Raw genomic sequence first — 24,967 nt, forward strand, 5'->3', positions numbered from 1 at the left:
GGCCCGTTCCATCCCCTACAGCCCCTTGGTCCGCACGACGATCGTGCTGCCCTCGGGCGCGCTCTGGCCGCCCGGCACCGACTGGGCGTCCACCGTGTTGCTGAAGGAGATGAGCGGCCGCTCCACCTTCACCTTGAAACCGGCCGCCTCCAGCGTCTTGCGGGCCACGTCCGCCTCCTGGCCGACCACCGGCGGGACGGGGACCAGCCGGGGTCCCTTGGACACGGTGAGCGTCACCGTGTCGCCGGTCGCGGCCTGGGAGCCGGCGCCGACCGACTGGTTGGCGACCGTACCGGCCGGGAACGGCGAGTTGACCTGCTCGGGGGCCGTCTCGACCTTGAGGCCGAGATCCTGGAGGGCGGCCCGCGCCTGGTCCAGGGGGCGTCCGACCACGTTCGTCACCTGGAGCGGTCGGCCCTTGCTGACCACGATCGCGACCGCCGTGTCCGGCGAGCGCTTCTGGCCGCCCGCCGGATCGGTGGAGATCACCGAGCCCTGGGCGACGTCCTGGCTGAACGCCTGCGTCACCAGCCCCGGCGCCAGACCGCTCTTGACCAGCTCGGCCTTCGCGTCGTCCAGCGGCTTGCCCTTCACGTCGGGGACGAAGACGACCTCCGGGCCGCGCGAGACCGTGAGCACCACCGCGCCGTTGCCGCGGATGCGCTTGCCGCTCTCGGGGTCGGAGTTCATCACCGTCCCGCGGTCGAAGGCGTCGCTGAACTTCCGGTCGATCCGCTTCACCCCGAGGCCGGCCGCCGACAGCTCCGACCTGGCCTGGGCCTCGGTCTTCCCGAGCAGGTTGGGGACCTTGGTGAACTGGCCGGAGTTGATGTACCAGACCCCGGTGCCGATGCCCAGCGCGAGCAGCACGCCCACGACGACGAGCAGGGTGGCGCGGCGCGGTCGGCGCGGGCCGCGCGAGCGCGGCGGGAGCGGCGCCTGGGCGTGGCTCTGCGCGGGCGCGGCGGCTTCCGGGCGCTCCAGCCGGGACGTCCGGTCGACGGGCGGCTGCGCCGCGAGGGGCCGCGGGATCACGCTGGTGCGGTCCTCGGCGGCGTTCCGCTGCTCTGCCCGCGCCTGCGGCGGCACCGCGTCCAGCTCGGCTTCGCCGAGCAGCGCGCGGGCGTCGAGCGTCAGCCCGAGCAGCCCGGCGGCGTCGGTGGGCCGCAACTCCGGATCGCGGGCGGTGGCGTACGTGACGAGCTGGTCCAGCACGCCGGGCAGCCCCGGGACCGCGGCCGACGGCGGCGGCACGTCCTCGTGGAGGTGCTGGTAGAGCACCTGGGCGGGGGTGCCGCCGGTGTGCGGCTTGCAGCCGGTGAGCATCTCGTACAGGACGACGCCGCAGGCGTAGACGTCGACGCGGGTGTCGGTGACGCCGTTCTCGATCTGCTCGGGGGCGAGGTAGGAGACGGTGCCCAGGACGGCGCCGGTGGTGCTGGTGACGGTGTCGACGCTGCGGACCAGGCCGAAGTCCGCGACCTTGACCCGGCCGTCGTCGCCGATCAGGACGTTCTCGGGCTTCATGTCACGGTGGACGAACCCGGCGCGGTGGGCGGCGCCGAGGGCGGCGAGGACCGGCTCCAGGATGTCGAGGGCCGCGCGCGGCTGGAGCGCGCCGCGCTCGCGGAGCACGTCGCGCAGCGTGCAGCCGGAGACGTACTCCATGGCGAGGTACGTGTACGGCCCGTCGGTGCCCTGGTCGAAGACGGCGACGACGTTGGGGTGCGCGAGGCGGGCGACGGACTTGGCCTCGCGGATGAAGCGGTCGACGAAGCCGGCGTCGGCGGCGAGCGCCGGGTGCATCACCTTGAGGGCGAGCACGCGGTCGAGACGGGTGTCGACGGCCCGGTAGACCGTCGCCATGCCGCCGGCCGCGATGCGCGCGTCGACGCGGTAGCGGCCGTCGAGTGTCTGCCCGACGAGGGGGTCATCCAGGGTCGTGTCCACCCGGCGATTCTACGAGCCGGGCCGTTCGGGCCGTCCGGGGCGTCCACGCTTGCAGCGCAGCCGTGACATGAACGGCCCGCACGAGGCCCGCGGTGCGGGCCCCGTGCTCCGCCCGCCCTCCTCAGAACGCCGGGCGTTCCGGGTCCAGGGTGGCTCGGCCCTCGGTCGGGGAGGAGGCTTGCGCGAAGCGGCGCTGGGGGATGCGGCCCGCGCGGTGCGCCAGCCGGCCCGCCGACACCGCGTCGCGCATGGCCGCCGCCATCAGGACCGGGGACTGCGCCCGGGTCACCGCCGAGGCCAGCATCACCGCCGCGCACCCCAGCTCCATCGCCAGCGCCACGTCCGAGGCCGTGCCCGCGCCCGCGTCCAGGATGACCGGGACCCCGGCCCGCTCCGCGATCAGCTCGAAGTTGTGGGGGTTGCGGATCCCCATCCCCGACCCGATCGGCGACCCCAGCGGCATGATCGCCGCGCAGCCCACGTCCTCCAGCTTGCGGGCGAGGACCGGGTCGTCGTTGGTGTAGGGCAGGACGGTGAAGCCCTCGTCGACCAGGGTCTCCGCCGCGTCCAGCAGCTCCACGCCGTCCGGCAGCAGCGTCCGCTCGTCCGCCACCACCTCCAGCTTGATCCAGTCGGTGCCCAGCGCCTCCCGCGCGAGGCGCGCCGTCAGCACCGCCTCGCCCGCGGTGAAGCACCCCGCCGTGTTCGGGAGCACGGAGATGCCCAGCCTCGTCAGCACCGACAGGACCGAGCCCTGGACCGACGGGTCCAGCCGCCGCATCGCCACCGTCGTCAGCTCCGTACCGGACGCGACCAGCGCCCGTTCCAGGACGTCCAGGCTCGGCGCCCCGCCCGTCCCCATGATCAGACGGGACGAGAAGGTCCGGCCGGCCAGCACGAAAGCGTCGTCAGCCATCGCGCTCAGCCCCCCTGTACCGCGGTGAGGACCTCGACCCGGTCGCCCTCGCCCACCGGCGTGAGCGGCCACTGTCCGCGCGGGACCACGGTCTCGTTCAGTGCGGCCGCGACGCCGGACGGCGCCGCGGTCAAGGTGGCGACCACCGCGTCGAGGGTGGTGCCGGCCGCGATCTCGCGCGGCTCGCCGTTGACGGAGATGGTCATGCGTACGACTCCTGACGTGCGGCGGAGAACCGGCGGGGGGTGAACGGGCGGGCGATCTCCGGCACCGTGCCGGTGGTCAGCAGCTGCGCCATCACGTCGCCGGTGAGCGGGGTCAGCAGCACCCCGTTGCGGTAGTGCCCGGTGGCCACGTGCAGGCCGGGCAGTTCGGTCGGGCCGAGCAGAGGGGCGTTGTCCGGGGATCCGGGCCGAAGCCCGGCCCGGGTCTCGGTCAGCGGCAGTTCGGTGATGCCGGGCACCAGCTCGTGGGCGTCGCGCAGGAGTTCGTACACCCCGCCCGCGGTGACCGTGGTGTCCCAGCCGAGTTCCTCGCTGGTGGCCCCGATGACGAGCTCGCCGTTCTCGCGCGGCACCAGGTAGACGTGGCTGCCGCGGACCACCGCCCGTACGGTCCGCGAGAGGAAGGGCGCGTACGCCGCCGGCACCGCCAGCCGCAGCACCTGGCCCTTCACGGGCCGTACGGGAGGCAGCGCCCGCGCCGGTACCCCGGCCAGCTTGCCGCTGAGCGAGCCCGCGGCCAGCACCACCTGGTCGCCGCGCAGCTCCGTGCCGTCGTCGAGCCGTACGCCGACGGCCCGGTCCGCGGCGGTCAGCAGGCACTGCGCGGCCGCCCGGCGGATCTCCACCCCGGCCCTCTCGCAGGCGGCGAGCAGCGCGGCCGCCAGCCGGCGCGGATCGACCTGGTGGTCGCCGTCCACGCGCAGCCCGCCCCGTACGCCGGGGGCCAGCATCGGCTCCAGGCGGCGGCACTCGCGACCGGTGAGCCACTCGGACTCCAGGCCGCAGCGGCGCTGGAGGGCGTGCAGTTCGCGCAGGTGCAGCCGGTCGTCGGCGTCGAGGGCGACGGCGAGCGTGCCGCAGGCGCGGTAGCCGATGTCCATCCCGCCGCTGGCCTCGGCCAGCTCGGCGGCGAACTCCGGGTAGCGGGCGGCGGAGGCGAGATTGAGCCCCAGCAGGGTCTCCTCGCCGTAGTGCAGCTCCGTGACGGCGGCGAGCATGCCGGCGGCGACCTGCGCGGCGCCGCCGCCGGGCGCCGGATCGGCGAGTACGGTCCGCAGCCCGTGCCGGGCCGCCCGCCAGGCCGTGACCAGGCCGATGATCCCGCCCCCGACGACGAGGACGTCGGCCCCCGGGGACCCGGGGGATCCGTTCCGAGATGAGTGCATGGGCGTCCAGCCCCTCCCTTCGCCGGCATGACCCGGATCAGGTTCGTACGGTCGGAGGCCGCTCAGCCTCCCTCTCAGCCCGGTCCGCCCGGACTCCCGCGATAGGTACGGGCGCCAGCCTAACCCCGCCGCCGGGGGCGGGTAAGGCTGCCTCCCCGGCCGCCGCGCCGGGCCACTGTTCCTGACGAGGTGTCAGATCGCTAGGCTGGGCGGTGTGAGCGAGCAGACGGAACAGACTCAGAGCGGCGTCGTCATCGTCGGCGCCGGAATGGCCGGGGTGCAGACCGCGGTCGCGCTGCGGGAGCAGGGGTGGCGCCGCCCGATCACCCTGCTGGGCGCCGAGCCCCACCAGCCGTACGACCGGCCCCCGCTGTCGAAGGCGGTGCTGCTCGGCAAGGCCGAGGACTCCGCGTTCGACGTGGACTTCGAGGGGCTCGACATCGTGCTCCGGCTCGGGGTGGAGGTGACCGGGCTGCGGGCCGCCGAGCGCGAGCTGGACACCGAGGCGGGCCCGGTCCCGTACGACCTCCTCGTCCTGGCGACCGGCGCCGAACCGCTGACCCTGCCCGGGTCCGAGGGCGTCCCCGGCGTCCACCTGCTGCGCACCCTGGACGACGCGGCCCGGCTGCGGCCGGTGCTGGCGCGGACCCCGGCGACCGTGGTGGTCGGGGCGGGCTGGATCGGCGCCGAGTTCGCCACCGCGGCCCGCGAGGCGGGCTGCGCGGTGACCGTGGTCGAGGCGGCCGACCGGGTGCTGGCCGGGGCGCTGCCCGCGGAGGTGGCGGCCCCCATGGCCCACTGGTACGAGGAGGCCGGGGCCGCCCTGCTGACCGGCGCCAAGGTCTCCTCGGTGGAGTCCGGGCGGGTCCTGCTCGCGGACGGGCGGGAGCTGCCGGCGGGCGCGGTGGTCGTGGGCATCGGGGCCCGGCCGGCCACCCGGTGGCTCGCGGACTCGGGGGTCGAGCTCGGGCCGGACGGCGCCGTCGCGGCGGACGAGTACCTGCGGACCGGACTGCCCGGGGTGTACGCGGTCGGCGACTGCGCGTCGTTCCCCTCGGCCCGCTACGGGGCGCGGCTGCTGGTCCACCACTGGGACAACGCCCTCCAGGGGCCCCGGGTGGTCGCGGCGAACATCGTGGCGGGCAAGGCGCTCCAGGTCTACGACCCGGTGCCGTACTTCTGGTCGGAGCAGTTCGGGCGGTTCGTCCAGTACGCGGGGCACCACGCGGACGCCGACGAACTGCTGTGGCGCGGGGACCCCGCCGAGGCGGGCTGGTCGGTGTGCTGGCTCCGGGGCGGCGCGCTGGCCGCGGTCCTGGCGGTGGGGCGGCCGCGTGACCTGGCGCAGGGGCGGAAGCTGATCGAGACGGGCGCGCCGGTGGACCCGGCCAAGGTCGCCGATCCCGCGGTCCCGCTGAAATCGGCGCTGGTCTAGGTGCCGGTCCAGGCGCCGGTCCAGGCGCCGGTCTGGGGGTGCCCTGCCGATCGGGCCGGATCAGGGGTGCGAGCCCGGCCCGAGCCCGGCCCGCGATCGGCGAGGCGCCAGGCGCCAAGCGCCCCCAGCCCTTCAGGGGGCCGGGCCCGTCCGGCCGGGTGCGGGGACCCGGACGGGTCGGCTCGGGTACCGGGTGTCGGTCCGAGGTGGCAGGCTTGTGCCCGTGACCGAGATTGACGCAAAGATCGACGCCCTTGTCCCCGCCTGGCTGTACGTACCCGACATCGCCGAGATGCTCGACATCGAAGTGACCCGGGTCCGCCAGCTGGTCAAGGAAGGTCAGCTGATCGCCGTACGCCGGGGCGAGAACCGTTCGCTCCAGGTGCCCGCCCCCTTCATCGACGGCGACAAGATCGTCAAGGGCCTGCCCGGCCTCCTGACCGTGCTCCGCGACGACGGCTTCTCCGACGAGGAGATCCTGGAGTGGATGTTCACCCCGGACCCGACCCTGCCCGGCACCCCCGCGCAGGCGCTGAGCGAGAATCGCGGCACGGAGGTGAAGCGCCGCGCTCAGGCGCTCGCCCTCTGACCCGAGCCGCCTGATCCCACCGCGGTGCGCGGGCCCCGGACGGCCCGTGCACCGCATCCACCCCGGGGGGTACCCATGTCCGCCATCGTCTCCGCGAGCGCACGGCTGCCCGACGCCCGGCTCTACCTGTGCACGGACGCCCGCAAGCGGCAGGGGGACCTCCCCGAGTTCCTCGACGCGGTCCTGGCCGGCGGGGTGGACATCGTCCAGCTGCGCGACAAGGGCATGGAGGCCGGTGAGGAGCTCGAACACCTCCAGGTGTTCGCGGACGCCGCGCGCCGCCACGGCCGGCTCCTCGCGGTGAACGACCGCGCCGACGTCGCGCACGCCATCGGCTCCGACGTCCTGCACCTGGGCCAGGGCGACATCCCGGTGCCCGCCGCCCGCGCGATCCTCGGCGAGTCCGTGCTCGTCGGCCGGTCCTGCCACGCCGAGTCCGAGGTCGACGCCGCCGTCGCCGAACCGGGCGTGGACTACTTCTGCACCGGCCCCTGCTGGCCCACCCCCACCAAGCCCGGCCGGTACGCCCCCGGGCTCGGACTGGTCCGGTACGCGGCCTCGCTGGCCCCCGCCCGCCCCTGGTTCGCCATCGGCGGCATCGACGCGGGCAACCTCGACGAGGTCCTCGACGCCGGAGCCACCCGCATCGTGGTCGTCCGCGCGCTGACCGAGGCCTCCGACCCCGGCGCGGCCGCCGCCGACCTGGCCAAGCGGGTCCGGGACCGCGTTTCCGCCTAAGGCTCCGCCGGCCGTCCGTGCAGGTGTCCAAAAACGTGTCCAAAAGGCGGACACGGCTTCGGAGACCGCGAAGGCACGTCTAACCTGCCCGTATGGCCCTTGGTACCGCTTCCACCCGCACGGACCGCGCACGCACGGTCCGCGACATGCTGGCGTCCGGGAGCCCGTCGTACTCCTTCGAGTTCTGGGCCCCCAAGACGGAGAAGGGCGAGCGCAACCTCTGGAACGCGCTGCGCCGGATCGAGGCGGTGGGCCCCAGCTTCGTCTCCGTGACCTACGGGGCCGGCGGCTCCACCCGCGGCGGCACCGTCAAGGCCACCCAGGAGATCGCCGCCGACACCACCTTGACCCCCGTCGCGCACCTCACCGCGGTCGACCACTCCGTCGCCGAGCTGCGCCACGTGATCGGCCAGTTCGCCGACGCCGGCATCCGCAACATGCTGGCCCTGCGCGGCGACCCGCCCGGCGACCCCATGGCTCCCTGGGTCGCGCACCCCGAGGGCGTGCACTACGCCGCCGACCTGGTCCGGCTGCTGAAGGAGTCCGGAGACTTCTGCGTGGGCGTCGCGGCCTTCCCCGACATGCACCCGCGTTCGGAGGACTGGGACACGGACATCCGGCACTTCGTGGACAAGTGCCGCGCAGGCGCGGACTATGCGATCACCCAGATGTTCTTCGATCCGGAGAATTATCTGCGGCTGCGCGACAGCACCCAGAAGGCGGGCTGCGAGACCCCGATCATCCCCGAGGTCATGCCTGTTGTGGGCATCAAGCAGCTCGACCGGCTGCCACAACTCAGCAACGCAGTCTTCCCCGCAGCCGTGAAAGAGCGCATGCTCGCCGTCAAGGACGATGCAGCCGCTGTACGCTCCATTGGGATCGAGTTCGCCACGGAGTTCTGCGCGCGGCTGCTGTCCGAGGGTGTCCCGGGGCTGCACTTCATCACGCTGAACAATTCCACGGCGACTCTCGAGATCTACGAGAACCTGGGCCTGCACCAGCGGGCCTGATCGGCCGACCCCCGTTTCCTGGGCGGTCGGCCGTACCGAGAGGTGCCACGCATGGGAATGACGGTCCTCTACATCGCGTTCGGTTTCGTCGCGCTGTGGCTGCTTGCCGAGGTCCTGATGCAGTACAAGGCCCGGCTGCGCTGGCGGTTGCTCGCGTTCGCCGGGTTCCTCGGTGTGGTCGCCGGGGTGGTGCTGCCGTCGGTGCCGGTCATCGGCCTGGGCGCGGCTGCGTTCGCCGTGGGCCAGACCCTGGTGACGCTCTCCTTCCGCAAGGGCTTCGAGGCCGGCTGGGCGCTGCGCCGCGGCGGCGAGCCCGTACGGCAGCGGACCCGGCGCCGCCGGGCGGGCGGTGCGCGGCCCGAGCCCGCGCTGGAGGTGACCGCGCTGGAGTACGGGCCCGACGGCACGGCGCCGGACGCCGAGGCCGCCGACCGGGCCGACGCGTCCGAGCAGGCACCTCCGGAGCCCCAGTTCCGGTCCGGGGCCGAGGAGTTCTACAGCCCGGAGCCGCTGCCCGAGGACACGGGCTCGTACGGGATACAGAGTTTCGCCCCCACCGCCGACGCGGGCCGGACGGCGCCGTTCGCCTCGCCGTTCGCCACGGCCGAGCAGGACGCCCACCAGTACGCCGCCTCCTACGGCGCCCAGGGCTACGACCCGCAGGGCCAGGGCGGCTACGACTACTCCGCGGGCTATCCGGCGGGCGGCGAACAGCAGGTCTACGCCGCCTATTCGGACCCGTACATCGGCACCGGCGGGGCCGTGATCCCGCAACAGCCGTACGACTACGCCCCCTACGCCGGCTACGCGGCCGGCGACCCGTACGCGGGCGGCCAGCAGCAGTACTCGATGGACACCCCGCCCGGCGGGGTGTGGGTGCCGCAGCAGCGCTCCACCGAGGGGGGCGCCCCGGGTTACTCCGGAGACGAGCAGAACCCGTACCCGTACCAGCAGCAGCAACAACAACCGCAGCAGTACCCGTACCAGGGCACCGGCGAGTACGAGCAGTACCGCTACTGAGGCACGACGGACACCCGCGCGGCGTGCCGGCGCGCACGTGAGCCCCCGGGGGGAACTCCCCCCGGGGGCTCCGCCGTCACTGGGAGCCGCGGAACCCGGCGCCCTCCACGATCAGCCCGGCCACCAGGGCTCCGGTCATCCCCGCGTGCGCGAGGCCGCCGCCGGGGTGCGCCCAGCCTCCCGCGAGGAACAGCCCGGGCAGGGCGGTGGTGTTGGCGGGGTAGAGCATCGCGCCGCCCGCTCCGGCGAGCGCGGGCGGGGGCACCGCGCCGCCCAGCGCGCCGGTGTCCGCCTCGATGTCCGCCGGCGTGCGCTCGTGCGTCCACAGCAGCCGCTCACGCAGTCCGGGCACCGCCCGGGCCGCCAGGTCCAGCAGGGCCTCCGCGGGGGGCGCAGAGGCGCCCTCAAGGCCGCACGGGGCGCTCACGGTGATCGCCTCGTGGTCCGCGTCGGGCCGCCCGGCGGGGTCGTCGGGGCGCAGCACGGTCACCTGGGCGGCGGGGGAGTGGACCAGGGTGCGGTGGACGGCGTCCGCCGGGCGCGCTCCGCGCAGCGCGAGCAGCAGGGTGGTCCGGCCCGCCACGCCCGGCCCGCGGGCCGGGGCGCCGCCGGCGGGCAGCGGGGCCCGCAGCTGCCGCGGGTCGGCCCCGCAGACCACGAAGTCCGCGGTGGCCCCGGACCCGTCGGCCAGGACCAGCCCGGCCGCCCGGCCGTCCCGCTCCAGGACCTCCCGTACGGGCGTGTCGAAGACGAAGGCGACCTTCCGTTCGAGGCAGCGTTCGTACACGGCGGTGGCCAGGGTCCGCATCCCGCCGCGCACGTACCAGCTGCCGAAGGTCTGCTCCATGTACGGGAGCACGGCCGCCGAGGCGGGCGCGGTGGCCGGGTCGATCCCGTACGCCCGCACCCGCGCGGTGAGCAGCTCGCCGAGCCGGCCGCCCAGCTCCCGGCCGGCCACTTCGGCGAGGGTCGGCGGGCGGCGGCGCAGCAGGCCGCTCCCCCGCACCGCCGGGTACGGGTCCCTGCCCAGCACCTGCCAGTCGGGGCGCAGCGGCTCCTCCAGCAGGGGGCGGCGGGTGGCGTTCCAGGCGTCCCGGGCCCGGCCCAGGACGGAGTTCCAGCGCTCGCCGGCTCCCGCGCCGAAGGCCTCGTCGAGGACGGCGGCGGCGCCGCCGCGCGAGCCGCCGGGGAGGGTGACGGTGGTGCCGTCGGCGAGGACGTGCCGCAGGGCGGGGTCCACCTGGACCAGCTCGGCGCAGTCCTCCAGGGGCCGTTTGCCGGTCTTGACGAACAGGTCGCGGTAGACGGCGGGCAGGTGCAGCAGGCCGGGGCCGGTGTCGAAGGCGAAGCCGTCCCGCTCGTACCGGCCGACGGAGCCGCCGTAGGTGGACCCGCGCTCGTACACCGTCACCTGGTGCCCCGCCACGGCCAGCCGGGCCGCCGTAGCCATCGCGCCCATGCCGGCGCCGATCACCGCAATTCGTGCCATGCGGATGACCCTATCGAGAGGGACCGGGGCGGGCCGGAGGAGGTCGGGGGGAGGTCGGTCGAGGTCAGCGGGGGGGTACCGCGGCCCGCGCGGCGGCCTCGCGCTCCTGGGCCGCGAGCCGCTTCTCCTCGCGGTGCTGTGCCCTTCGGCGCAGGAAGCGGCGGATCCGGCTCCAGAGGAAGACGAGTATGGCCAGACCCGCGGCCAGCAGGACGGCCGCGATGACCGCGGCGGCCTGGGGGTTGAACATCGCGAAGGTGACGATGCCGGCGACGCCCAGGTCCTCGGCGCCGCTCAGCACGATGTTGCTGAACGGCTCCGGTGAGGTGTTGACGGCCATGCGGGTGCCGGCCTTGACGAAATGGCTGGCCAGCGCGGTGGAACCGCCGATCGCGCCGGCGGCGAGGTCGGAGAGCGATCCGCTCTGGCCGGCCAGCAGGGCGCCGACCACCGCTCCGGCCACCGGGCGGATCACGGTGTGCACCGCGTCCCAGACGGAGTCCACGTACGGGATCTTGTCGGCGACGGCCTCGCAGAGGAACAGCACGCCGGCGACGATCAGCACGTCGGTGCGCTGGAGGGACGCCGGGACCTCGTCGGTCAGTCCGGTCGCGCCGAAGACGCCGAGCAGCAGGACCACGGCGTAGGCGTTGATCCCGCTGGCCCAGCCGCTGGTGAAGACCAGGGGGAGCACACTCACCGGGCCATCATGCCGCAGGACCGGGCCGCGGCACGGGCGATCGGGCGGACGGGGCGCAGCGGCGCGGGAGAGCCGTGAGGGGACGGCCGCCGTACGGCGGCCGTCCCCTCACCCGTGTCTGCGGGGGGCTTCTACTACCCCTGTTCGTCGCGGCGGCGCTGCCACCGCTCCTCGATGCGGGTCATCATCGACCGACGCTGCCGGTTCCGGCCGTGGGCCGAACCGCCTGCACTGCCGGAGACGGGCTGCTCGCCAGGCTTGGGTGCCTTGCGCCAACCGGTGACCACGAGGACCGTACAGCCGAGCATGACGAGGAATCCCACCACGCTGACCCAGAGTACGTTCGGAATGATCACACCGGTCATGAGGAGCGCGATACCCACCACAATGCCTGCGACTGCCTGGTAGACCCGTCGCCGGGTGTACGTACGCAGTCCGCTTCCCTCAAGCGCTGTCGCGAACTTGGGATCTTCGGCGTACAGCGCTCGCTCCATCTGCTCGAGCATTCGCTGCTCGTGCTCCGAGAGCGGCACGGGAGTCCTCCTCATCCGTCGGTCGCGGGGGGTAGCGACCAGGGGTCCCCTTCAGGATAGGCGGGGAATCGCCCCCGTGATACCCGCCCTCTACGCGAGGTTACAAAAACACTGCCCCGAAAAGGCACCGCCCCGAAAGGCGCCGCCCGAGCAAAACCTTGCGCGAAACCGTACCGCCGGGTGGACGGTCATGAGGCGCTTATTCCCCACTGGCCCGACCACCATGCCGGTCACTGGTCACGATCATACGGGGCCCACCGGCTGAACGGAGGGTGTCCGGCGTACTCCCTGAGCGGAACCGCGCAGATCAAGCGGGCTTGCCGCCGAGGACGTGCAATTGCGTGGCGACCGCGTGGAAGGCGGGCAGCTCGGCGGCGGCCTCCTCCAGGCGCAGCAGCGCCTCGACCGCGCCCGGCTCGGTGTCGACCAGGACTCCGGGGACGAGGTCGGCGAAGACGCGGACCCCGTGCACCGAGCCGACCTCCAGGCCGGCCCCGCCGACCAGGGCGGCGAGCTGCTCGGCGGTGAAGCGGCGCGGTACCGGATCGCCCGCGCCCCAGCGGCCGGCCGGGTCGGTGAGCGCCGTACGGGCCTCGGTGAAGTGGCCGGCGAGGGCGCGGGCCAGCACCGCCCCGCCGAGGCCGGCGGCGAGCAGGCTGAGCGTGCCGCCGGGGCGCAGGGCTGCGACCGCGTTGGCCACGCCCTCGGCCGGGTCGTCCACGTACTCCAGCACGCCGTGGCAGAGCACCACGTCGTACGCGTCGCGCTCGACGACCTCCAGCAGGCCCTGGGCGTCGCCCTGGACCCCGCGGACCAGGTCGGCCACGCCCTCCTCGGCGACGCGGCGCTCCAGCCCGAACAGCGCGTTCGGGCTGGGGTCGACCACGGTCACCCGGTGGCCGAGCCGGGCCACCGGCACGGCGAACTTGCCGGTGCCGCCGCCGGTGTCCAGCACGTCCAGCACGTCCCGCCCGGTCGCCTTCACCCGGCGGTCGAGGGCCTCCTTGAGGACCTCCCACACCACGGCGGTGCGAAGGGAGGCACGGGGGCGGGAAGTGTCCGACACGGCTGATGGCTCCTCGGCGCGACAAGGGGTGGGAGATGCGAGCCCCACCCTATTGCCTGCGCGCAGCCGTGCCGGTCACCCCGCCCAGCTCAGCCCGCGTCCGGATGCCCCGGCCGGGGCTGCGGCAGCGTCGGAGCCACCGGCTGGAGGGCGAGCATCCGCTCCACCAGCCGCAGGAACATCTCCACGGCGCGCACCAGATCGTCCGCGTCCCGGTCCGTCGCCGCGTCCGGTATCCCGGCCTCGGCCCGCGCCCGGCGGTCGGCGCCGGAGGCGAACAGGGCGCTCCACTCCGACAGCTCCGGGGCTATCTCGGGCAGTACCTCCCACGCGCTGCGGATCCGGGGCCGGCGCCTCGGGCCCACCGGCTCCGGCTTCCCGCGCGCGGCGAGCACGGCCGCGGCGGTGCGCAGCGCGGCGAGGTGGGCGGTGGCGTACCGCTCGCCCGGCCGGTCCAGCTGGGCCGCCTCGGCCAGGCCGGACCGGGCCTTGGCGAGCAGGTCGAGCGCGGCCGGCGGAGCCGCCGACCTGCGCGGGACGGGGTGGACAGGGGACGGGGACGGTGTGGCCATGACGAACCTCCTGTCGTTGCGTACTGCTGTGTCTGTGTTTGTTCCTACCCACATCGTGACGGTCGCCACTGACAATCTCGCTGACCTGCGGCTTTTCCCCCGATGTCCGGTCAACTGCCCCCCTGGGCAAGCGAGGTGCGAGCGATGGTGCTAGTTTTTGAACTGACCAGTCAGTTCAAAAGAAGGAGGGGGCGGCGTGGACAGCCCGCACGGAGCGGCCGTCAGGGCCGAGGACTTCGGACTCAAGGGGCCGCGCGGCTGGGTGTTCCGGGACGTGCGCCTCGACGCCGGGCCCGGCTCGCTCATCGCCGTGGAAGGCCCCTCGGGCAGCGGCCGGACCTGCCTCCTCCTGGCCCTCACCGGACGTATGAAGGCCACCGAGGGCCACGCCGAGATCGCCGGCCACCGGCTGCCGCGGCACCTGAGCGCGGTCCGCCGGATCGCCGCCCTCGGCCCGGTCACCGGGGTCAACGAGCTCGACCAGTCCCTCACCGTCGCCGAGCAGCTGCGCGAGGGCGCCCTGCTCCAGCGCCGCTACGAGGGCCCCGTCCGCGCCCTGTTGCGCCCGCGCGGCGAGCGCCGCACGGCAGCCCGGGCCCGGATCGACACCGCCCTGGCCGCCGCCGGGCTGGACCTCGCCACCCTGCCCAAGGGCGAGCGCACTTCCGTACGGGACCTGGAGCGGCTGGAGGCGGTCCGGCTGTCCGTGGCCATCGCCCTGCTGGGCGCACCGCGCCTGCTGGCCCTCGACGACCTGGACCTGAAGCTCTCGGACGCCGAACGCGCCGAGGCCTGGACGCTGCTCCGCTCGATCGCCGCCGCCGGGACCACCGTCCTCGCGGTGTGCAGCGAGGCCCCGGACGACGTGACGGTCCTGCGCACCGGCGCCGCCGAGGCCGCCGCCCCGGGCCCGGGCGACACGGCCGAAGAGCCCGAAGCCGCCGAAGAGACCCAGGCCGCCGAAGCCGCCGAAGAGACCCAGGCCGCCGAGGCCACCGAAGACACCGATGCCACCGAAGACACCGAGAAGGGGGCGGACGATGCGCTCGCCGAAGCTGGCCGCGCTTGAGCTGAAGCGGTTCGGGCGGGGGAAGCTGCCCGTCGCCGCTCTCATCGCGCTGCTCCTGCTGCCGCTGCTGTACGGGGCGCTGTACCTGTGCTCCTTCTGGGACCCGTACAAGAACCTGAACAAGGTGCCCGTCGCCCTCGTCAACGCGGACACGGGGGCCACCGTCGACGGCAAGCGCCTCGACGCCGGCGACGAGATCGCCAGGAAGCTCCACGACAGCAAGACCTTCGACTGGCGCGAGGTCAGCGCCGAGGAGGCGGCCGACGGGGTGGAGAAGGGGAAGTACTACCTCTCCCTCACCATGCCCGCGGACTTCAGCACCAAGATCACTTCGAGCGCGGGTGACGACCCCACGACCAGCGCCCTGCAGGTCCGTACGAACGACGCGAACAACTACATCGTCGGGTCGATCTCGCGCACCGTCTTCTCCGAGGTCCGCTCCGCGGCGTCCGCCAACGCCTCCCGCGGCTTCCTCGACAAGATCTTCGTCTCCTTCTCCGACCTGCACGACAAGACCGCCGAGGCCGCCGACGGCGCCGACCAGCTCAAGGACGGCGCCGGCAAGGCCCAGCAGGGGGCCAAGGAGATCGCCGACGGCCTCGACACCGTCGAGGAGAAGAACGGGGAGATCACCGGCGGGCTGAAGAAGCTCGACGCGGCCGCCGGCAAGCTGGAGTCGGGTACGAAGGACATCGCCGACGGCACCCAGACCCTCGCCGACAAGGTCGGCGGCGCCGCCTCCCAGGCCAAGCCCTTCCTGAAGGACCCCCAGCAGATCACCGACACGGCCCTGCTCGTCGCGGACACCGCCAAGGTCGTCAACAACCACCTGGACACCTTCGCGAAGAAGGCCCCGGCGGCCGCCGCGGTCACCCGGCGCGTCTCCACCGGCGCCTCCGACGTCTACGCCAAGACCTGCACGGCGGGCACCACGCCGGTGCCCGCGACCTGCCCCCAGCTCAAGAAGCTCAAGGACGACGCCGCCGAGGCCGCCCTGCTCGCCGGAGACGTCAACACCCTGGTCAAGGACGCGGGCGGCGACCTCGACCAGCTCAAGCGGCAGCTGACCCAGCTGGAGAAGCAGGCCCGCGCCCTCGCCGCCGACGCCCCCGCCCTCTCCTCCAAGCTCGACGCCGCCGTCGCCCAGGTCAATGCCCTCAACTCCGGCGCCCACAAGGTCGCCACCGGCATGGGCCAGCTCCACACCGGCCTCGGCAAGGCCACCGACGGCTCCGAGGCCCTCGGCAACGGCGTCGGCAAGCTCGGCGACGGGGCCCACCGCCTCGACGGAGGCATGTACAAGCTCGTCGACGGCACCGGCGAACTCGCCGGCGGTCTGCACGACGGCGTCGGCAAGATCCCGGACTACGACCAGCAGCAGCGCGACGCCCGCACCCAGGTGATGGCCGACCCGGTCAAGCTGGCCAACCAGTCCCTGCACAAGGCGCCCAACTACGGCACCGGCTTCGCCCCGTACTTCATCCCGCTCTCCCTCTGGGTCGGCGCGATGGTCGCCTACATGCTCATCGCCCCGCTGAACCGCCGCGCCCTGGCCGCCGGCGCCTCGTCCTGGCGGATCGCCGTCGCCGGCTGGCTGCCGGTGGTGGGCATCGGCGTCCTCCAGGTCCTCGCGCTGATGTCCGTACTCCACTGGGGCCTCGGCCTGGAGCTGGAGCGTCCCGCGCTCGCCATCGGCTTCCTCGCGCTGGCCACCGCCTGCTTCGCGGCGATGGTCCAGTGGCTCAACGCGAAGTTCGGGGCCGCCGGCCGGATCCTCGTCCTCGTCGTGCTGATGCTCCAGCTGACCTCGGCGGGCGGTACGTACCCCGTTCAGACCAGCCCCGCCTTCTTCAACTGGATCCACCCGTACCTGCCGATGACCTACATCGTCGACGGACTGCGCCGGCTCATCTCCGGCGGCGACCTCACCCGGGTCTGGGTCGGATGCGCGGTCTTGGCCGCGTTCACCGTGGGATCGCTCGCCCTCACCGCGCTCGCCGCCCGCGGCAAGCAGGTGTGGACGATGGACCGGCTCCACCCCGAACTGAGCCTGTAGGGACCGGGCCCGCAGAGATCGGTTGACCTGTGAGAATCAGCGCCATGGAACGCAGCAGCACCGGTACCGCCGGCGGCCGCCGGCAGGCGACCCGCCAGAAGCTCTACGAGGCGGCCGTCACCCTCATCGCCGAGCAGGGCTTCTCCGCGACCACGGTCGACGAGATCGCCGAGCGGGCGGGGGTCGCGAAGGGCACCGTCTACTACAACTTCGCGAGCAAGAACGAACTCTTCGAGGAACTCCTGCGGCACGGGGTCGGGCTGCTGACGGCCTCGCTGCGCGACGCGGCCGAGGAGACGGAACGGCGGGGCGGCACCCGGGTGGAGGCGCTCGACGCGATGATCCGGGCGGGTCTGGTGTTCATCGACCGGTACCCGGCCTTCACCCAGCTCTACGTCGCCGAGCTGTGGCGGACCAACCGGGCGTGGCAGTCCACGCTGATGGTGGTCCGGCGGGAGGCGGTGGCCGTCGTGGAGACGGTGCTGCGCGAGGGCGTGGAGCGGGGGGAGCTCAGCGCGGAGATCGACGTGCCGCTGACCGCCGCCGCGATGGTGGGCATGGTGCTGGTGGCCGCGCTGGACTGGCAGTCGTTCCAGAGCGAGCGGTCGCTGGACGACGTGCATTCGGCGCTGTCGCTGCTGCTGCGGGGCCGGGTCAGCGGGAACCGCTGAGGGGTCTCCCGGGGGGCAGCGGCCCCGGGTGACCCCCGATCGGCGGTGCCGCGGGGTGCCGGGACCGCGTAGAACTGGGGGCGCCGTCCGCTCCGCGTGAGTACGCGTACCTAGTCGCGGAGATGAGTACGCGCGCGGATGGCCCCGACCTGCGCGAACGCCAGACTGGGGATACGGACGGGGACCCGGTCCGGACCGCCGACACGGGGCGGCCGGTGCGGACCGGGTACCTGTGCCGGTGTGCGGCGCGGTGCGGCGGGGCTCGGGGGGAACGAGCCCCGCCGTTTCGCGTCGCCGTTCCGCGTCCGCCCGCGGGGCGGGGCGGCCGACGGGGCGGGGCCCGGGCCCCGCCCCGTCAGCCGCGGCCCCTGAGGGGGAGGCGCGACAGCAGCGCCGAGACCGGGGCCAGCCGGGCCGCGAGGGCCGCCGTCACGGCCGACCAGCGGGCCGCCGCCGACCAGCGCAGGCGCGCCGCCGAGCGGGGCAGGAGCTCCGCGCGGGCCCGGGAGCGGCGGTCGAGCCCGGCCAGCAGGGCGGCGCGGGCCAGCAGGACGTCCGTCCCCAGGCCCTCGTACGCGGCCTCCGTGCCCGGCGGGGCGTACAGCGAACGCTCCACCGCTTCCGCCACCCGGTGCACCGCGTCCGCCGCCTCCGGCGTCAGCCGGCCCAGCTCCACCACCCTCGCCGCGGCCCGGCGCGGGGACAGGGCCTCGTCGGGGGGGATGCCCGCGTCCCAGGCGGCGTCGGACAGCTCGGTCCACGCCTCCAGGACCTGCCCCGTCGCCAGCCGGCGCCCCCGCAGCCGCGTCCGCCACAGCAGCGGGAGCAGCGGGAGGGCCAGCAGGGCCAGGACCGGCAGGGTCCAGCCCAGCACGCCGACCAGCGAGGGCCCGCCGCCGCCGGAACCCCCCTTCGGCTGCGGCGCCGCGACCCCGCACTCGCCCAGCTTCTTCGCTTCCGGCGGGCAGTCCTCGGCCTTCGAGGGCGCCGCCGACGGCTGCGCCGCGCCCGTCGAGGGCAGCGCCGTCGGCGCGGACGGCTGGGCCGCCGGGACCTCGGCCCGGGAGTAGTCCGGGACCGAGATCCCCTGGCGCGGCGTCGGCTCGAACCGGGTCCAGCCCACGCCCTCGAAGTACAGCTCCGGCCAGGCGTGCGCGTCCCGCATCGAGACGTTCACGCTGCCGTCCGACTGCTTCTCGCCGGGCGTGAACCCGACCGCCACCCGCGCCGGGATCCCGAGCGAGCGCGACATCGCCGCCATCGAGAACGCGAAGTGGATGCAGAACCCCTCCTTGTCGGCGAGGAACCGTGCGATGGCCTGCGAGCCCGTGCCCGAGGCCACCTTCGTGTCGTAGCGGAAGCCGCCGGTCACGGCGAAGTAGTCCTGGAGCTTCACCGCCCGTGCGTAGTCGTCCTTCGCGCCCTTCGTCACCTGGCGGGCCGTGTCGGCGACCACCGCCGGCAGATTGTCGGGGATCTTCGTGTACTCGGCCTTGACGAGCGGGTCCGGCGCCGGCGCCGACTGCAGCTGCTCCGCCGTCGGGCGCAGCAGCAGGCTGCGCACCGTGTACATCGCGCCCTGGACGTTCTGGAACCTGTCCCGGCCCAGCTGGTCGCCGACCAGGGTCCGGCCGGCCGGCTCGAACCGCCACTTGCCCGGGATGTCCACGGACGTCGCCGGGTAGGGCATCGGCAGGTAGCGCTGCGCGTACGTGTCCGCCGCGGAGATGCTCGTCCGTACCTCGACCGCCGTCTGCCGGACCTGACCGCTCAGCCCCGGCGGGGCCGGCAGCCGCTCCGGCACGTCGGTCAGGGCCCGCCCCGAGGCCTCCCACTTGACGCCGTTGAACTCGTCCAGCGCGAGGATCCGCAGGTACTGCTCGCCGAGCTGCGGGCTGTCCGTGCGGTACTTCAGCACCACCCGGTTGTCCTGGGCGTTCAGGCTGCCCTGGAGGGAGACCAGCGGGTTGACCGCCGAGATCGTCCCGCCGACCCCGGTGCCGCCGTCCCCGGCCTCGCCGCCCTGCGCGCCCAGCAGCCCGCCGCCGAGCGCGGGCAGCGCCGCCGGCACCGCCAGCGCGATGCCCAGCGCCACCGCGCCGATCCGCCGCCCGGTCCGTACGGGAGCCAGCGCCCGGTCCGAGGCCGCGCCGAGGCCCCCGTACCCCGTGCCCGAAGAGGCCCGCGGGCTCGGGGCCGCGCCGAAGACCCGGCCCCACTGGGCGAGCCGGTCGCGGCCCTCGGACAGCAGCAGCAACAGGTAGCCGCAGCCGGCCAGCAGGAAGGAGACCCACGAGGCCCCGGCCCCGCCGGAGAGCCCCGCCGCGACCGAGTACAGCGCGAGCAGCGGCAGCCCGGCCGCCGCGGCGGTCCGGAAGGTCACCGCCAGCAGGTCCACCAGTAGCCCGATCAGCAGCACCCCGGACAGCAGCAGCAGCCGGATGCCGTCCGTCAGAGGCGCCGGGATCGCGAACTCGCCGACGTCGGCGACGCCCCGCCGGAACAGGGCGCCGAAGTCCGTCACGAGGTAGGCCATCGGCCCGGACCCGGTGGACTCGCCCTTGCCCGCGAACAGGAACATCAGCACCAGCAGCGACACCAGCACCTGTGAGGCCACGGTCAGCGTGCGCCCCAGCGGCACCCGCCGGGCACCGGCCCCCACCGCCCCCTGCACGGCCAGCAGGACCCCCGCCTCCAGCACCCAGAACGAGGAGTCCACCAGCGCGGCCAGCGACCACGAGGTGAGCAGCGTCGCCAGCACCGCGAAGAGCGTCACGCGCGCCCGCCCGCTCATCCCCAACCTCCGGAGGTACCCGTGCCGAGCGGAGCGTTCCCGGCCTGCCGCCACAGCTCCCCGAACGCCACCCCGGGCGGCACGGCCAGGGCCGTCCAGCCCGTGTCGCGCAGCCGGCCCACCCGCGCCCGCGCCCGCGAGGGCCGCCCGGCCCACTGCGCGGAGTCCAGGACGAAGGCCACCGCGGCCCCGCAGCGCCCGCGCATCTTGGCCGCCACCTCGGTCTGTACGTCGTCCAGGTCCCCGAAGAAGGCGATGAGGAGCCCGTCACCGCCGGCTCCGCCGAAGCCCCCGCCCCCGTGGCCGCCGCCGCTGCGCACGGCGTCGTACGCGCGGGTCAGGCCGGCGCCGTCGGAGTGCCCGACCACCGCGAGGGTGTCCATCATCAGCCCGGCCGCCTCCGCGGACTCCTGGCCGCCGGAGGTGAAGCCGCTGCCGTCGCCGGGCACCGAGGTCCCCGAGTCGGTCAGCAGCCGCACCGAGAAGCCCTGTTCGAGCAGGTGCACCAGGGTCGAGGCGGCCCCGGAGACGGCCCACTCGAACGCGGAGTCCGGTCCGGCGCCGTCGAAGCCGGTCCCGCGGGTGTCCAGCAGGACGGTGGCCTTGCTGCGCTGGGGCTGCTCCTCACGGCGCACCATCAGCTCGCCGTAGCGGGCGGTGGAGCGCCAGTGCACCCGGCGCAGGTCGTCGCCGCGCCGGTAGCCGCGCGGGATCACGTCGTCGTCCCCGGCCAGGGCCAGCGAGCGGCGGCTGCCGTCGCCGTAGCCGGAGGTCTCGCCGGTCAGCCGGACCGGGGCCAGCGCCTCGGTGCGCGGGATGACGGTGAGCGTGTCGTACGTGCTGAACGAGCGGGTCAGCTCGACCAGCCCGAAGGGGTCGGTCAGCCGCAGCTGGAGCGGGCCCAGAGGGTAGCGGCCGCGCAGGTCGGAGCGGACCCGGTAGGAGACCTCGCGGCGCCCGCCCGGCTCGACCCGGTCCAGGACGAAGCGGGGCCGGGGGCCGAGGACGTACGGCACCCGGTCCTGGAGCATCAGCAGTCCGGTGGGCAGCCGGGAGACGTTCTCCATGCGCAGCTGGACCCGGGCCTCGGAGCCCGCGGGCACCCGCATCGGGGTCAGCCGGCGGCTGCCGGAGACCCGGTGGCGGGTGCGGTGCAGGGCGAGGACGCACAGCAGCGGCAGGACGGCGAGCAGCAGCCCGACCCGGAGCAGTTCGCCCTGGCCGAGCACGTACGCGCAGAGCGCGGCGGCGACCCCGGCGGCCAGGAAGGACCGGCCGCGGGTGGTCAGCCCCGACAGCGAGGCGCGCAGCCCGCCGGCGCCCCGGCCCGTGCTCGCGCCGCCGGCGCCGCGCGGGGCACCGGCGCTCATCAGAAGCCCCGGATGCCCGCGCCGGGCGGCATCTCGCCGCGGGAGTGCGCGGCGGGGACGGGGGTGCGCTGGAGGATGTCGTGGACGACCTGCTCGGCGGTGCGCCGGTTCAGCTGGGCCTGCGCGGTGGGCAGCAGCCGGTGCGCGAGGACGGGGGCGGCCAGCGCCTGCACGTCGTCGGGCAGCACGTAGTCCCGACCGGACAGGGCGGCGGAGGCCTTCACGGCGCGCAGCAGGTGGAGGGTGGCGCGGGGCGAGGCGCCCAGGCGCAGGTCCGGGTGGCTGCGGGTCGCGGAGACCAGGTCCACGACGTAGCGCCGTACGGGCTCGGCGACGTACACCTCGCGGACGGCCTCGATGAGCTTGACGATGTCGTCGGCGTGCGCGACGGCCTGGAGGTCGTCCAGCGGGGAGATCCCGCCGTGCACGTCGAGCATCTGGAGTTCGGCGTCGGGGCTCGGGTAGCCGACGGAGACGCGGGCCATGAAGCGGTCGCGCTGGGCCTCGGGGAGGGGGTAGGTGCCCTCCATCTCCACCGGGTTCTGGGTGGCGACCACCATGAACGGGCTCGGCAGCGTGTACGTCGTGCCGTCGATGGTGACCTGGCGCTCCTCCATCGACTCCAGCAGCGCCGACTGGGTCTTCGGCGAGGCGCGGTTGATCTCGTCGCCGATGACGATCTGCGCGAAGATCGCGCCGGGCTTGAACTCGAACTCGCGGCGCTGCTGGTCGTAGATGCTGACGCCGGTGATGTCGGAGGGCAGCAGGTCCGGGGTGAACTGGATGCGCTGCACCGAGCAGTCGATGGACTTCGCCAGCGTCTTGGCGAGCATGGTCTTGCCGACGCCGGGGACGTCCTCGATCAGCAGGTGGCCCTCGGCGAGCAGCACGGTCAGCGCGATGCGGACGACCTCAGGCTTGCCCTCGATCACGCTCTCGACGGAGCGGCGCACCCGCTCCGCCGTGGCCGTCAGATCATCCCCCAGTCTCGACTGCGCTCGACCGGGGGTGCCCCCATGGCTCGCTCGGTCGTCATACGTCGTCACCTGGTTCTCCTCGGCCCTTTCCGCAGGGCCGACGCCACTGGCGCACTCCGGCCCACCCCGATACGGACGCCGGACCGGACGGTTTTCCGGGCGACGTCTTCCCGCATTCTTGACGGCGCCCAGGCCTTGTGTCACTCACGAGGCGGGATCGATCTCCCGCAGGAGTCCGGTGTGCACGTCGAAGACGAAGCCTCGCACATCGTCGCGGTGGGGCAGGAAGGGGTTCGTCCGGACCCGCTGCATGGACTGGCGGACGTCCTGGTCCACGTCGCGGAAGGCCTCGACGGCCCACGCGGGGCGCTGGCCGACCTCGTCCTCCAGCTCGTGCCGGAAGTCCTCGGTCAGGCTTTCGAGGCCGCAGCCGGTGTGGTGGATCAGTATCACCGTGCGGGTGCCCAGCGCGCGCTGGCTGATGGTGAGCGAGCGGATGGTGTCGTCGGTGACCACGCCGCCCGCGTTGCGGATGGTGTGGCAGTCGCCGAGCTCCAGGCCGAGGGCCTTGTGCAGGTCGAGGCGGGCGTCCATGCAGGCCACGACGGCCACGTGCAGGACCGGGCGGGCGTCCATTCCGGGGTCGGTGAACTCCGCGGCGTACTCCCGGTTCGCCGCGACCAGCCGGTCCGTCACGGAGCCGCCGCTGGATGCCTGGGGGGTGGTCTCTGCGGGCAGGGATGCGGAAGTCGTCATGTCTACGACGTTAGTGGTCACCGCTGGTAAAGGCATGGAGTGAGGATGGACAAAGAACGTCAACCGACGTTGTTGTGAGCTAACCCACAGGGGTGGGGTGGGGGCGGCCATTTGGATGATTCGCGGCTTTTGCGGGTTCCGTACGAGTGGCGCGCACGGCGCGCGGGGCGGTTCGTTGACCGCGGCGACCGTTGCACTAAAGTGACGCGAACCGGCCGGAGCCCGGCCCTCACCGGCCGCCCGGCCCTGTGAAGACTGGTAAGACTCCGCGTGCGCGGCGCGGCGTATGCCTGCCGCGCCGTTATCTGAGAGGGCGCTTTGACTAGCGAGTCCCGACATGTCCCGGTGATGCTCCAGCGGTGCCTGGACCTGTTGGCCCCGGCGCTGGAGAGGCCCGGGGCCGTCGTCGTCGACTGCACCCTCGGCCTCGGCGGCCACAGCGAGGCCCTGCTGACCCGGTTCCCCGAGGCCCACCTGATCGGCCTCGACCGCGACAAGGAGGCCCTGCGGCTCTCCGGCGAGCGGCTCGCGCCCTTCGGTGACCGCGCCACCCTCGTCCACGCCGTGTACGACGAGCTCCCCGACGTGCTGGACCGGCTCGGCATCCCCACCGTCCAGGGCGTCCTCTTCGACCTCGGCGTCTCGTCCATGCAGCTCGACGAGGCCGACCGCGGGTTCGCGTACGCGCAGGACGCGCCGCTGGACATGCGCATGGACCAGACGACCGGGATGAGCGCCGCCGAGGTGCTCAACACCTACCCGCCGGGCGAGCTCGTACGGATCCTGCGCCAGTACGGCGAGGAGAAGCAGGCCAAGCGGATCGTCTCCGCGGTCGTCCGCGAGCGGGAGAAGGAACCCTTCACCAACAGCGCGCGGCTGGTCGAACTGATCCGCGACGCGCTGCCGCAGGCGGCGAAGCGGACCGGCGGCAACCCGGCCAAGCGGACCTTCCAGGCGCTGCGCATCGAGGTCAACGGCGAGCTGTCGGTCCTGGAGCGGGCCATCCCGGCGGCCGTGGAGCGCATCGCGGTGGGCGGCCGGATCGCGGTGCTCTCGTACCACTCCCTGGAGGACCGGCTGGTCAAGCAGGTCTTCGCGGCGGGCGCGGCCTCGACGGCGCCGCCCGGGCTGCCGGTGGTGCCGGAGAAGTACCAGCCCAAGCTGAAGCTGCTCACCCGGGGTGCGGAGCTGCCCACGGAGGAGGAGATCGCCGAGAACCGGCGGGCGGCGCCGGCCCGCTTCCGCGGGGTCGAGCGCATCCGGGAGGCGCGGCTGTGAGCAGAGCCGGGGGACTGGGGCGGCTGCGCGCCGGCTCCGCGGGGCAGGCGGCGCTGACGCCGTTCGTCCTGCTGGTGGTGGCGTTGCTGGCCGGCGGGCTGATCAGCCTGCTGCTCCTGAACTCGGCGCTCAACCAGGGGTCCTTCCAGCTGAGCAAGCTGAAGAAGGAGACCACGGCGCTCACGGACGAGGAACAGGCGCTGCAGCGGGACGTGGACGGGTACTCGGCGCCGGACGCCTTGCAGCGCCGGGCGCACGAACTCGGCCTCGTCCCGGGCGGCAGCCCGGTCTTCATCGGCCCGGACGGCAAGGTGACGGGCACGGCCGCGGTCGCGGAGCCCCCGCCGCCGCCCCCGAGCCCCTCCGCGCCCCCGGCCGCCGCCCCCGGCGGCGCCCAGGGCCCCGCCGGCACCCCCGGCCCCGCCCCGACCGGCGCCCCGGGCTCCGCTCCGGCGGGCGCCCCGCAGGCCGGAGCGCCCGCGCCGGGCGGAGCCCCCCAGCCCAACCCGACCCCCGGAAGGTGACGTCGTGACGCGGACCCTCCCCCCGCTCCCGCCGGGGGCGTCCCCGGCGGGACGCCGCACCGGA

General features: G+C 74.2%; 23 protein-coding genes and 1 riboswitch. Of the genes, 10 read left to right on the top strand and 13 right to left on the bottom strand.

Going from position 1 to position 24,967, the window contains the following annotated elements; all coding sequences use genetic code 11:
• Nucleotides 1–15: 15 nt before the first annotated feature.
• The 4 genes from pknB to thiO all read right to left on the bottom strand — a co-directional run bounded on the left by pknB (nt 16) and on the right by thiO (nt 4,256).
• A complete protein-coding gene (gene pknB / locus CP980_RS24215) occupies nt 16–1,950 on the bottom strand; it encodes a Stk1 family PASTA domain-containing Ser/Thr kinase (protein WP_150529072.1) in 1,935 nt (644 codons plus the stop codon).
• 121 nt (nt 1,951–2,071) lie between these two features.
• Nucleotides 2,072–2,866, bottom strand: a complete 795-nt coding sequence (locus CP980_RS24220) for a thiazole synthase (RefSeq protein ID WP_132755893.1) — start codon at nt 2,864–2,866, stop codon at nt 2,072–2,074.
• 5 nt (nt 2,867–2,871) lie between these two features.
• Complete coding sequence (gene thiS, locus CP980_RS24225) at nt 2,872–3,072, bottom strand: sulfur carrier protein ThiS (RefSeq protein ID WP_030156043.1); 201 nt, start codon at nt 3,070–3,072, stop codon at nt 2,872–2,874.
• Nucleotides 3,069–4,256: a glycine oxidase ThiO gene (gene thiO, locus CP980_RS24230; RefSeq protein WP_132755895.1), complete on the bottom strand. Its 1,188-nt coding sequence runs from the start codon at nt 4,254–4,256 to the stop codon at nt 3,069–3,071. Before thiO ends, thiS begins: the two co-directional genes overlap by 4 nt.
• A riboswitch (TPP riboswitch) is annotated at nt 4,254–4,366 on the bottom strand. Its footprint overlaps the gene before it by 3 nt.
• Before the next feature lie 104 nt (nt 4,367–4,470).
• Here thiO and CP980_RS24235 point away from each other — a divergent pair.
• From CP980_RS24235 to CP980_RS24255, 5 genes are all read left to right on the top strand, one after another.
• Nucleotides 4,471–5,691 carry an NAD(P)/FAD-dependent oxidoreductase gene (locus CP980_RS24235; RefSeq protein WP_132755897.1) on the top strand — a complete coding sequence of 407 codons (1,221 nt, stop codon included), beginning with the start codon at nt 4,471–4,473 and terminating at the stop codon, nt 5,689–5,691.
• Between the two features lie 223 nt (nt 5,692–5,914).
• Nucleotides 5,915–6,280: an Rv2175c family DNA-binding protein gene (locus CP980_RS24240; protein ID WP_030863625.1), complete on the top strand. Its 366-nt coding sequence runs from the start codon at nt 5,915–5,917 to the stop codon at nt 6,278–6,280.
• Nucleotides 6,281–6,355: 75 nt separating this feature from the next.
• Nucleotides 6,356–7,018, top strand: coding sequence for a thiamine phosphate synthase (thiE, locus tag CP980_RS24245; protein WP_189999105.1), 663 nt, complete (start codon nt 6,356–6,358; stop codon nt 7,016–7,018).
• 92 nt (nt 7,019–7,110) lie between these two features.
• Nucleotides 7,111–8,028, top strand: coding sequence for a methylenetetrahydrofolate reductase [NAD(P)H] (gene metF / locus CP980_RS24250; protein ID WP_132755899.1), 918 nt, complete (start codon nt 7,111–7,113; stop codon nt 8,026–8,028).
• A gap of 51 nt (nt 8,029–8,079) precedes the next feature.
• Nucleotides 8,080–9,048, top strand: a complete 969-nt coding sequence (locus CP980_RS24255) for a hypothetical protein (RefSeq protein ID WP_165937250.1) — start codon at nt 8,080–8,082, stop codon at nt 9,046–9,048.
• Between the two features lie 76 nt (nt 9,049–9,124).
• On the opposite strand, the gene CP980_RS24260 is transcribed toward CP980_RS24255, so the two are convergent.
• The 5 genes from CP980_RS24260 to CP980_RS24280 all read right to left on the bottom strand — a co-directional run bounded on the left by CP980_RS24260 (nt 9,125) and on the right by CP980_RS24280 (nt 13,408).
• Complete coding sequence (locus tag CP980_RS24260) at nt 9,125–10,537, bottom strand: phytoene desaturase family protein (RefSeq protein ID WP_189999103.1); 1,413 nt, start codon at nt 10,535–10,537, stop codon at nt 9,125–9,127.
• 64 nt (nt 10,538–10,601) lie between these two features.
• Nucleotides 10,602–11,237: a DUF4126 domain-containing protein gene (locus CP980_RS24265; RefSeq protein WP_132755901.1), complete on the bottom strand. Its 636-nt coding sequence runs from the start codon at nt 11,235–11,237 to the stop codon at nt 10,602–10,604.
• Nucleotides 11,238–11,371: 134 nt separating this feature from the next.
• Nucleotides 11,372–11,770, bottom strand: coding sequence for a DUF3040 domain-containing protein (locus tag CP980_RS24270; RefSeq protein WP_150529073.1), 399 nt, complete (start codon nt 11,768–11,770; stop codon nt 11,372–11,374).
• A 307-nt stretch (nt 11,771–12,077) separates the two neighbouring features.
• Entirely contained in the window at nt 12,078–12,836 is a 759-nt protein-coding gene (locus CP980_RS24275) for a methyltransferase (RefSeq protein ID WP_123514894.1), read from the bottom strand.
• An 89-nt stretch (nt 12,837–12,925) separates the two neighbouring features.
• Complete coding sequence (locus CP980_RS24280) at nt 12,926–13,408, bottom strand: SAV_6107 family HEPN domain-containing protein (protein WP_132755903.1); 483 nt, start codon at nt 13,406–13,408, stop codon at nt 12,926–12,928.
• Between the two features lie 196 nt (nt 13,409–13,604).
• Here CP980_RS24280 and CP980_RS24285 point away from each other — a divergent pair, with 196 nt between their 5' ends.
• Genes CP980_RS24285 through CP980_RS24295 form a run of 3 tightly spaced genes read left to right on the top strand, consistent with a single transcriptional unit; the run spans nt 13,605 to nt 17,204 of the window.
• Complete coding sequence (locus CP980_RS24285; protein ID WP_150529074.1) at nt 13,605–14,477, top strand: ATP-binding cassette domain-containing protein; 873 nt, start codon at nt 13,605–13,607, stop codon at nt 14,475–14,477.
• Nucleotides 14,449–16,533 carry a YhgE/Pip family protein gene (locus CP980_RS24290; RefSeq protein WP_150529075.1) on the top strand — a complete coding sequence of 695 codons (2,085 nt, stop codon included), beginning with the start codon at nt 14,449–14,451 and terminating at the stop codon, nt 16,531–16,533. The genes CP980_RS24285 and CP980_RS24290 overlap by 29 nt, the downstream gene beginning before the upstream one ends.
• A 44-nt stretch (nt 16,534–16,577) precedes the next feature.
• The gene (locus CP980_RS24295) at nt 16,578–17,204 is read left to right on the top strand and encodes a TetR/AcrR family transcriptional regulator (protein ID WP_229907399.1); all 627 of its coding nucleotides are present in this window, start codon (nt 16,578–16,580) and stop codon (nt 17,202–17,204) included.
• A 355-nt stretch (nt 17,205–17,559) separates the two neighbouring features.
• On the opposite strand, the gene CP980_RS24300 is transcribed toward CP980_RS24295, so the two are convergent.
• The 4 genes from CP980_RS24300 to CP980_RS24315 form a co-directional block, all read right to left on the bottom strand.
• Nucleotides 17,560–19,998, bottom strand: a complete 2,439-nt coding sequence (locus CP980_RS24300; RefSeq protein ID WP_150529076.1) for a transglutaminase TgpA family protein — start codon at nt 19,996–19,998, stop codon at nt 17,560–17,562.
• Nucleotides 19,995–21,368: a DUF58 domain-containing protein gene (locus CP980_RS24305; RefSeq protein WP_150529077.1), complete on the bottom strand. Its 1,374-nt coding sequence runs from the start codon at nt 21,366–21,368 to the stop codon at nt 19,995–19,997. Before CP980_RS24305 ends, CP980_RS24300 begins: the two co-directional genes overlap by 4 nt.
• Entirely contained in the window at nt 21,368–22,414 is a 1,047-nt protein-coding gene (locus CP980_RS24310; RefSeq protein ID WP_132755915.1) for an AAA family ATPase, read from the bottom strand. Before CP980_RS24310 ends, CP980_RS24305 begins: the two co-directional genes overlap by 1 nt.
• A gap of 135 nt (nt 22,415–22,549) precedes the next feature.
• Nucleotides 22,550–23,101 (bottom strand): beta-class carbonic anhydrase, encoded by a 552-nt coding sequence (locus tag CP980_RS24315; protein ID WP_030291882.1) that lies wholly within the window; start codon nt 23,099–23,101, stop codon nt 22,550–22,552.
• A 348-nt stretch (nt 23,102–23,449) separates the two neighbouring features.
• On the opposite strand from CP980_RS24315, the gene rsmH reads away from it, so the two are divergent.
• Together rsmH and ftsL are read left to right on the top strand one after the other, a co-directional pair.
• The gene (gene rsmH / locus CP980_RS24320; RefSeq protein ID WP_229907398.1) at nt 23,450–24,379 is read left to right on the top strand and encodes a 16S rRNA (cytosine(1402)-N(4))-methyltransferase RsmH; all 930 of its coding nucleotides are present in this window, start codon (nt 23,450–23,452) and stop codon (nt 24,377–24,379) included.
• Complete coding sequence (gene ftsL, locus CP980_RS24325; protein ID WP_150529079.1) at nt 24,376–24,903, top strand: cell division protein FtsL; 528 nt, start codon at nt 24,376–24,378, stop codon at nt 24,901–24,903. Before rsmH ends, ftsL begins: the two co-directional genes overlap by 4 nt.
• Nucleotides 24,904–24,967: the final 64 nt, after the last annotated feature.

Source organism: Streptomyces vinaceus (assembly GCF_008704935.1).
GTDB classification, from domain to species: Bacteria; Actinomycetota; Actinomycetes; order Streptomycetales; family Streptomycetaceae; genus Streptomyces; species Streptomyces vinaceus.

What these genes read in the sequence shown, in the direction of transcription:
- CP980_RS24220 (WP_132755893.1), bottom strand. Translation starts at nt 2,866, where the DNA reads ATGGCTGACGACGCTTTCGTGCTGGCCGGCCGGACCTTCTCGTCCCGT.
- thiS (WP_030156043.1), bottom strand. Translation starts at nt 3,072, where the DNA reads ATGACCATCTCCGTCAACGGCGAGCCGCGCGAGATCGCGGCCGGCACC.
- thiO (WP_132755895.1), bottom strand. Translation starts at nt 4,256, where the DNA reads ATGCACTCATCTCGGAACGGATCCCCCGGGTCCCCGGGGGCCGACGTC.
- thiE (WP_189999105.1), top strand. Translation starts at nt 6,356, where the DNA reads ATGTCCGCCATCGTCTCCGCGAGCGCACGGCTGCCCGACGCCCGGCTC.
- metF (WP_132755899.1), top strand. Translation starts at nt 7,111, where the DNA reads ATGGCCCTTGGTACCGCTTCCACCCGCACGGACCGCGCACGCACGGTC.
- CP980_RS24255 (WP_165937250.1), top strand. Translation starts at nt 8,080, where the DNA reads ATGGGAATGACGGTCCTCTACATCGCGTTCGGTTTCGTCGCGCTGTGG.
- CP980_RS24260 (WP_189999103.1), bottom strand. Translation starts at nt 10,537, where the DNA reads ATGGCACGAATTGCGGTGATCGGCGCCGGCATGGGCGCGATGGCTACG.
- CP980_RS24280 (WP_132755903.1), bottom strand. Translation starts at nt 13,408, where the DNA reads ATGGCCACACCGTCCCCGTCCCCTGTCCACCCCGTCCCGCGCAGGTCG.
- CP980_RS24290 (WP_150529075.1), top strand. Translation starts at nt 14,449, where the DNA reads ATGCGCTCGCCGAAGCTGGCCGCGCTTGAGCTGAAGCGGTTCGGGCGG.
- CP980_RS24295 (WP_229907399.1), top strand. Translation starts at nt 16,578, where the DNA reads ATGGAACGCAGCAGCACCGGTACCGCCGGCGGCCGCCGGCAGGCGACC.
- CP980_RS24300 (WP_150529076.1), bottom strand. Translation starts at nt 19,998, where the DNA reads ATGAGCGGGCGGGCGCGCGTGACGCTCTTCGCGGTGCTGGCGACGCTG.
- CP980_RS24305 (WP_150529077.1), bottom strand. Translation starts at nt 21,368, where the DNA reads ATGAGCGCCGGTGCCCCGCGCGGCGCCGGCGGCGCGAGCACGGGCCGG.
- CP980_RS24315 (WP_030291882.1), bottom strand. Translation starts at nt 23,101, where the DNA reads ATGACGACTTCCGCATCCCTGCCCGCAGAGACCACCCCCCAGGCATCC.
- rsmH (WP_229907398.1), top strand. Translation starts at nt 23,450, where the DNA reads ATGCTCCAGCGGTGCCTGGACCTGTTGGCCCCGGCGCTGGAGAGGCCC.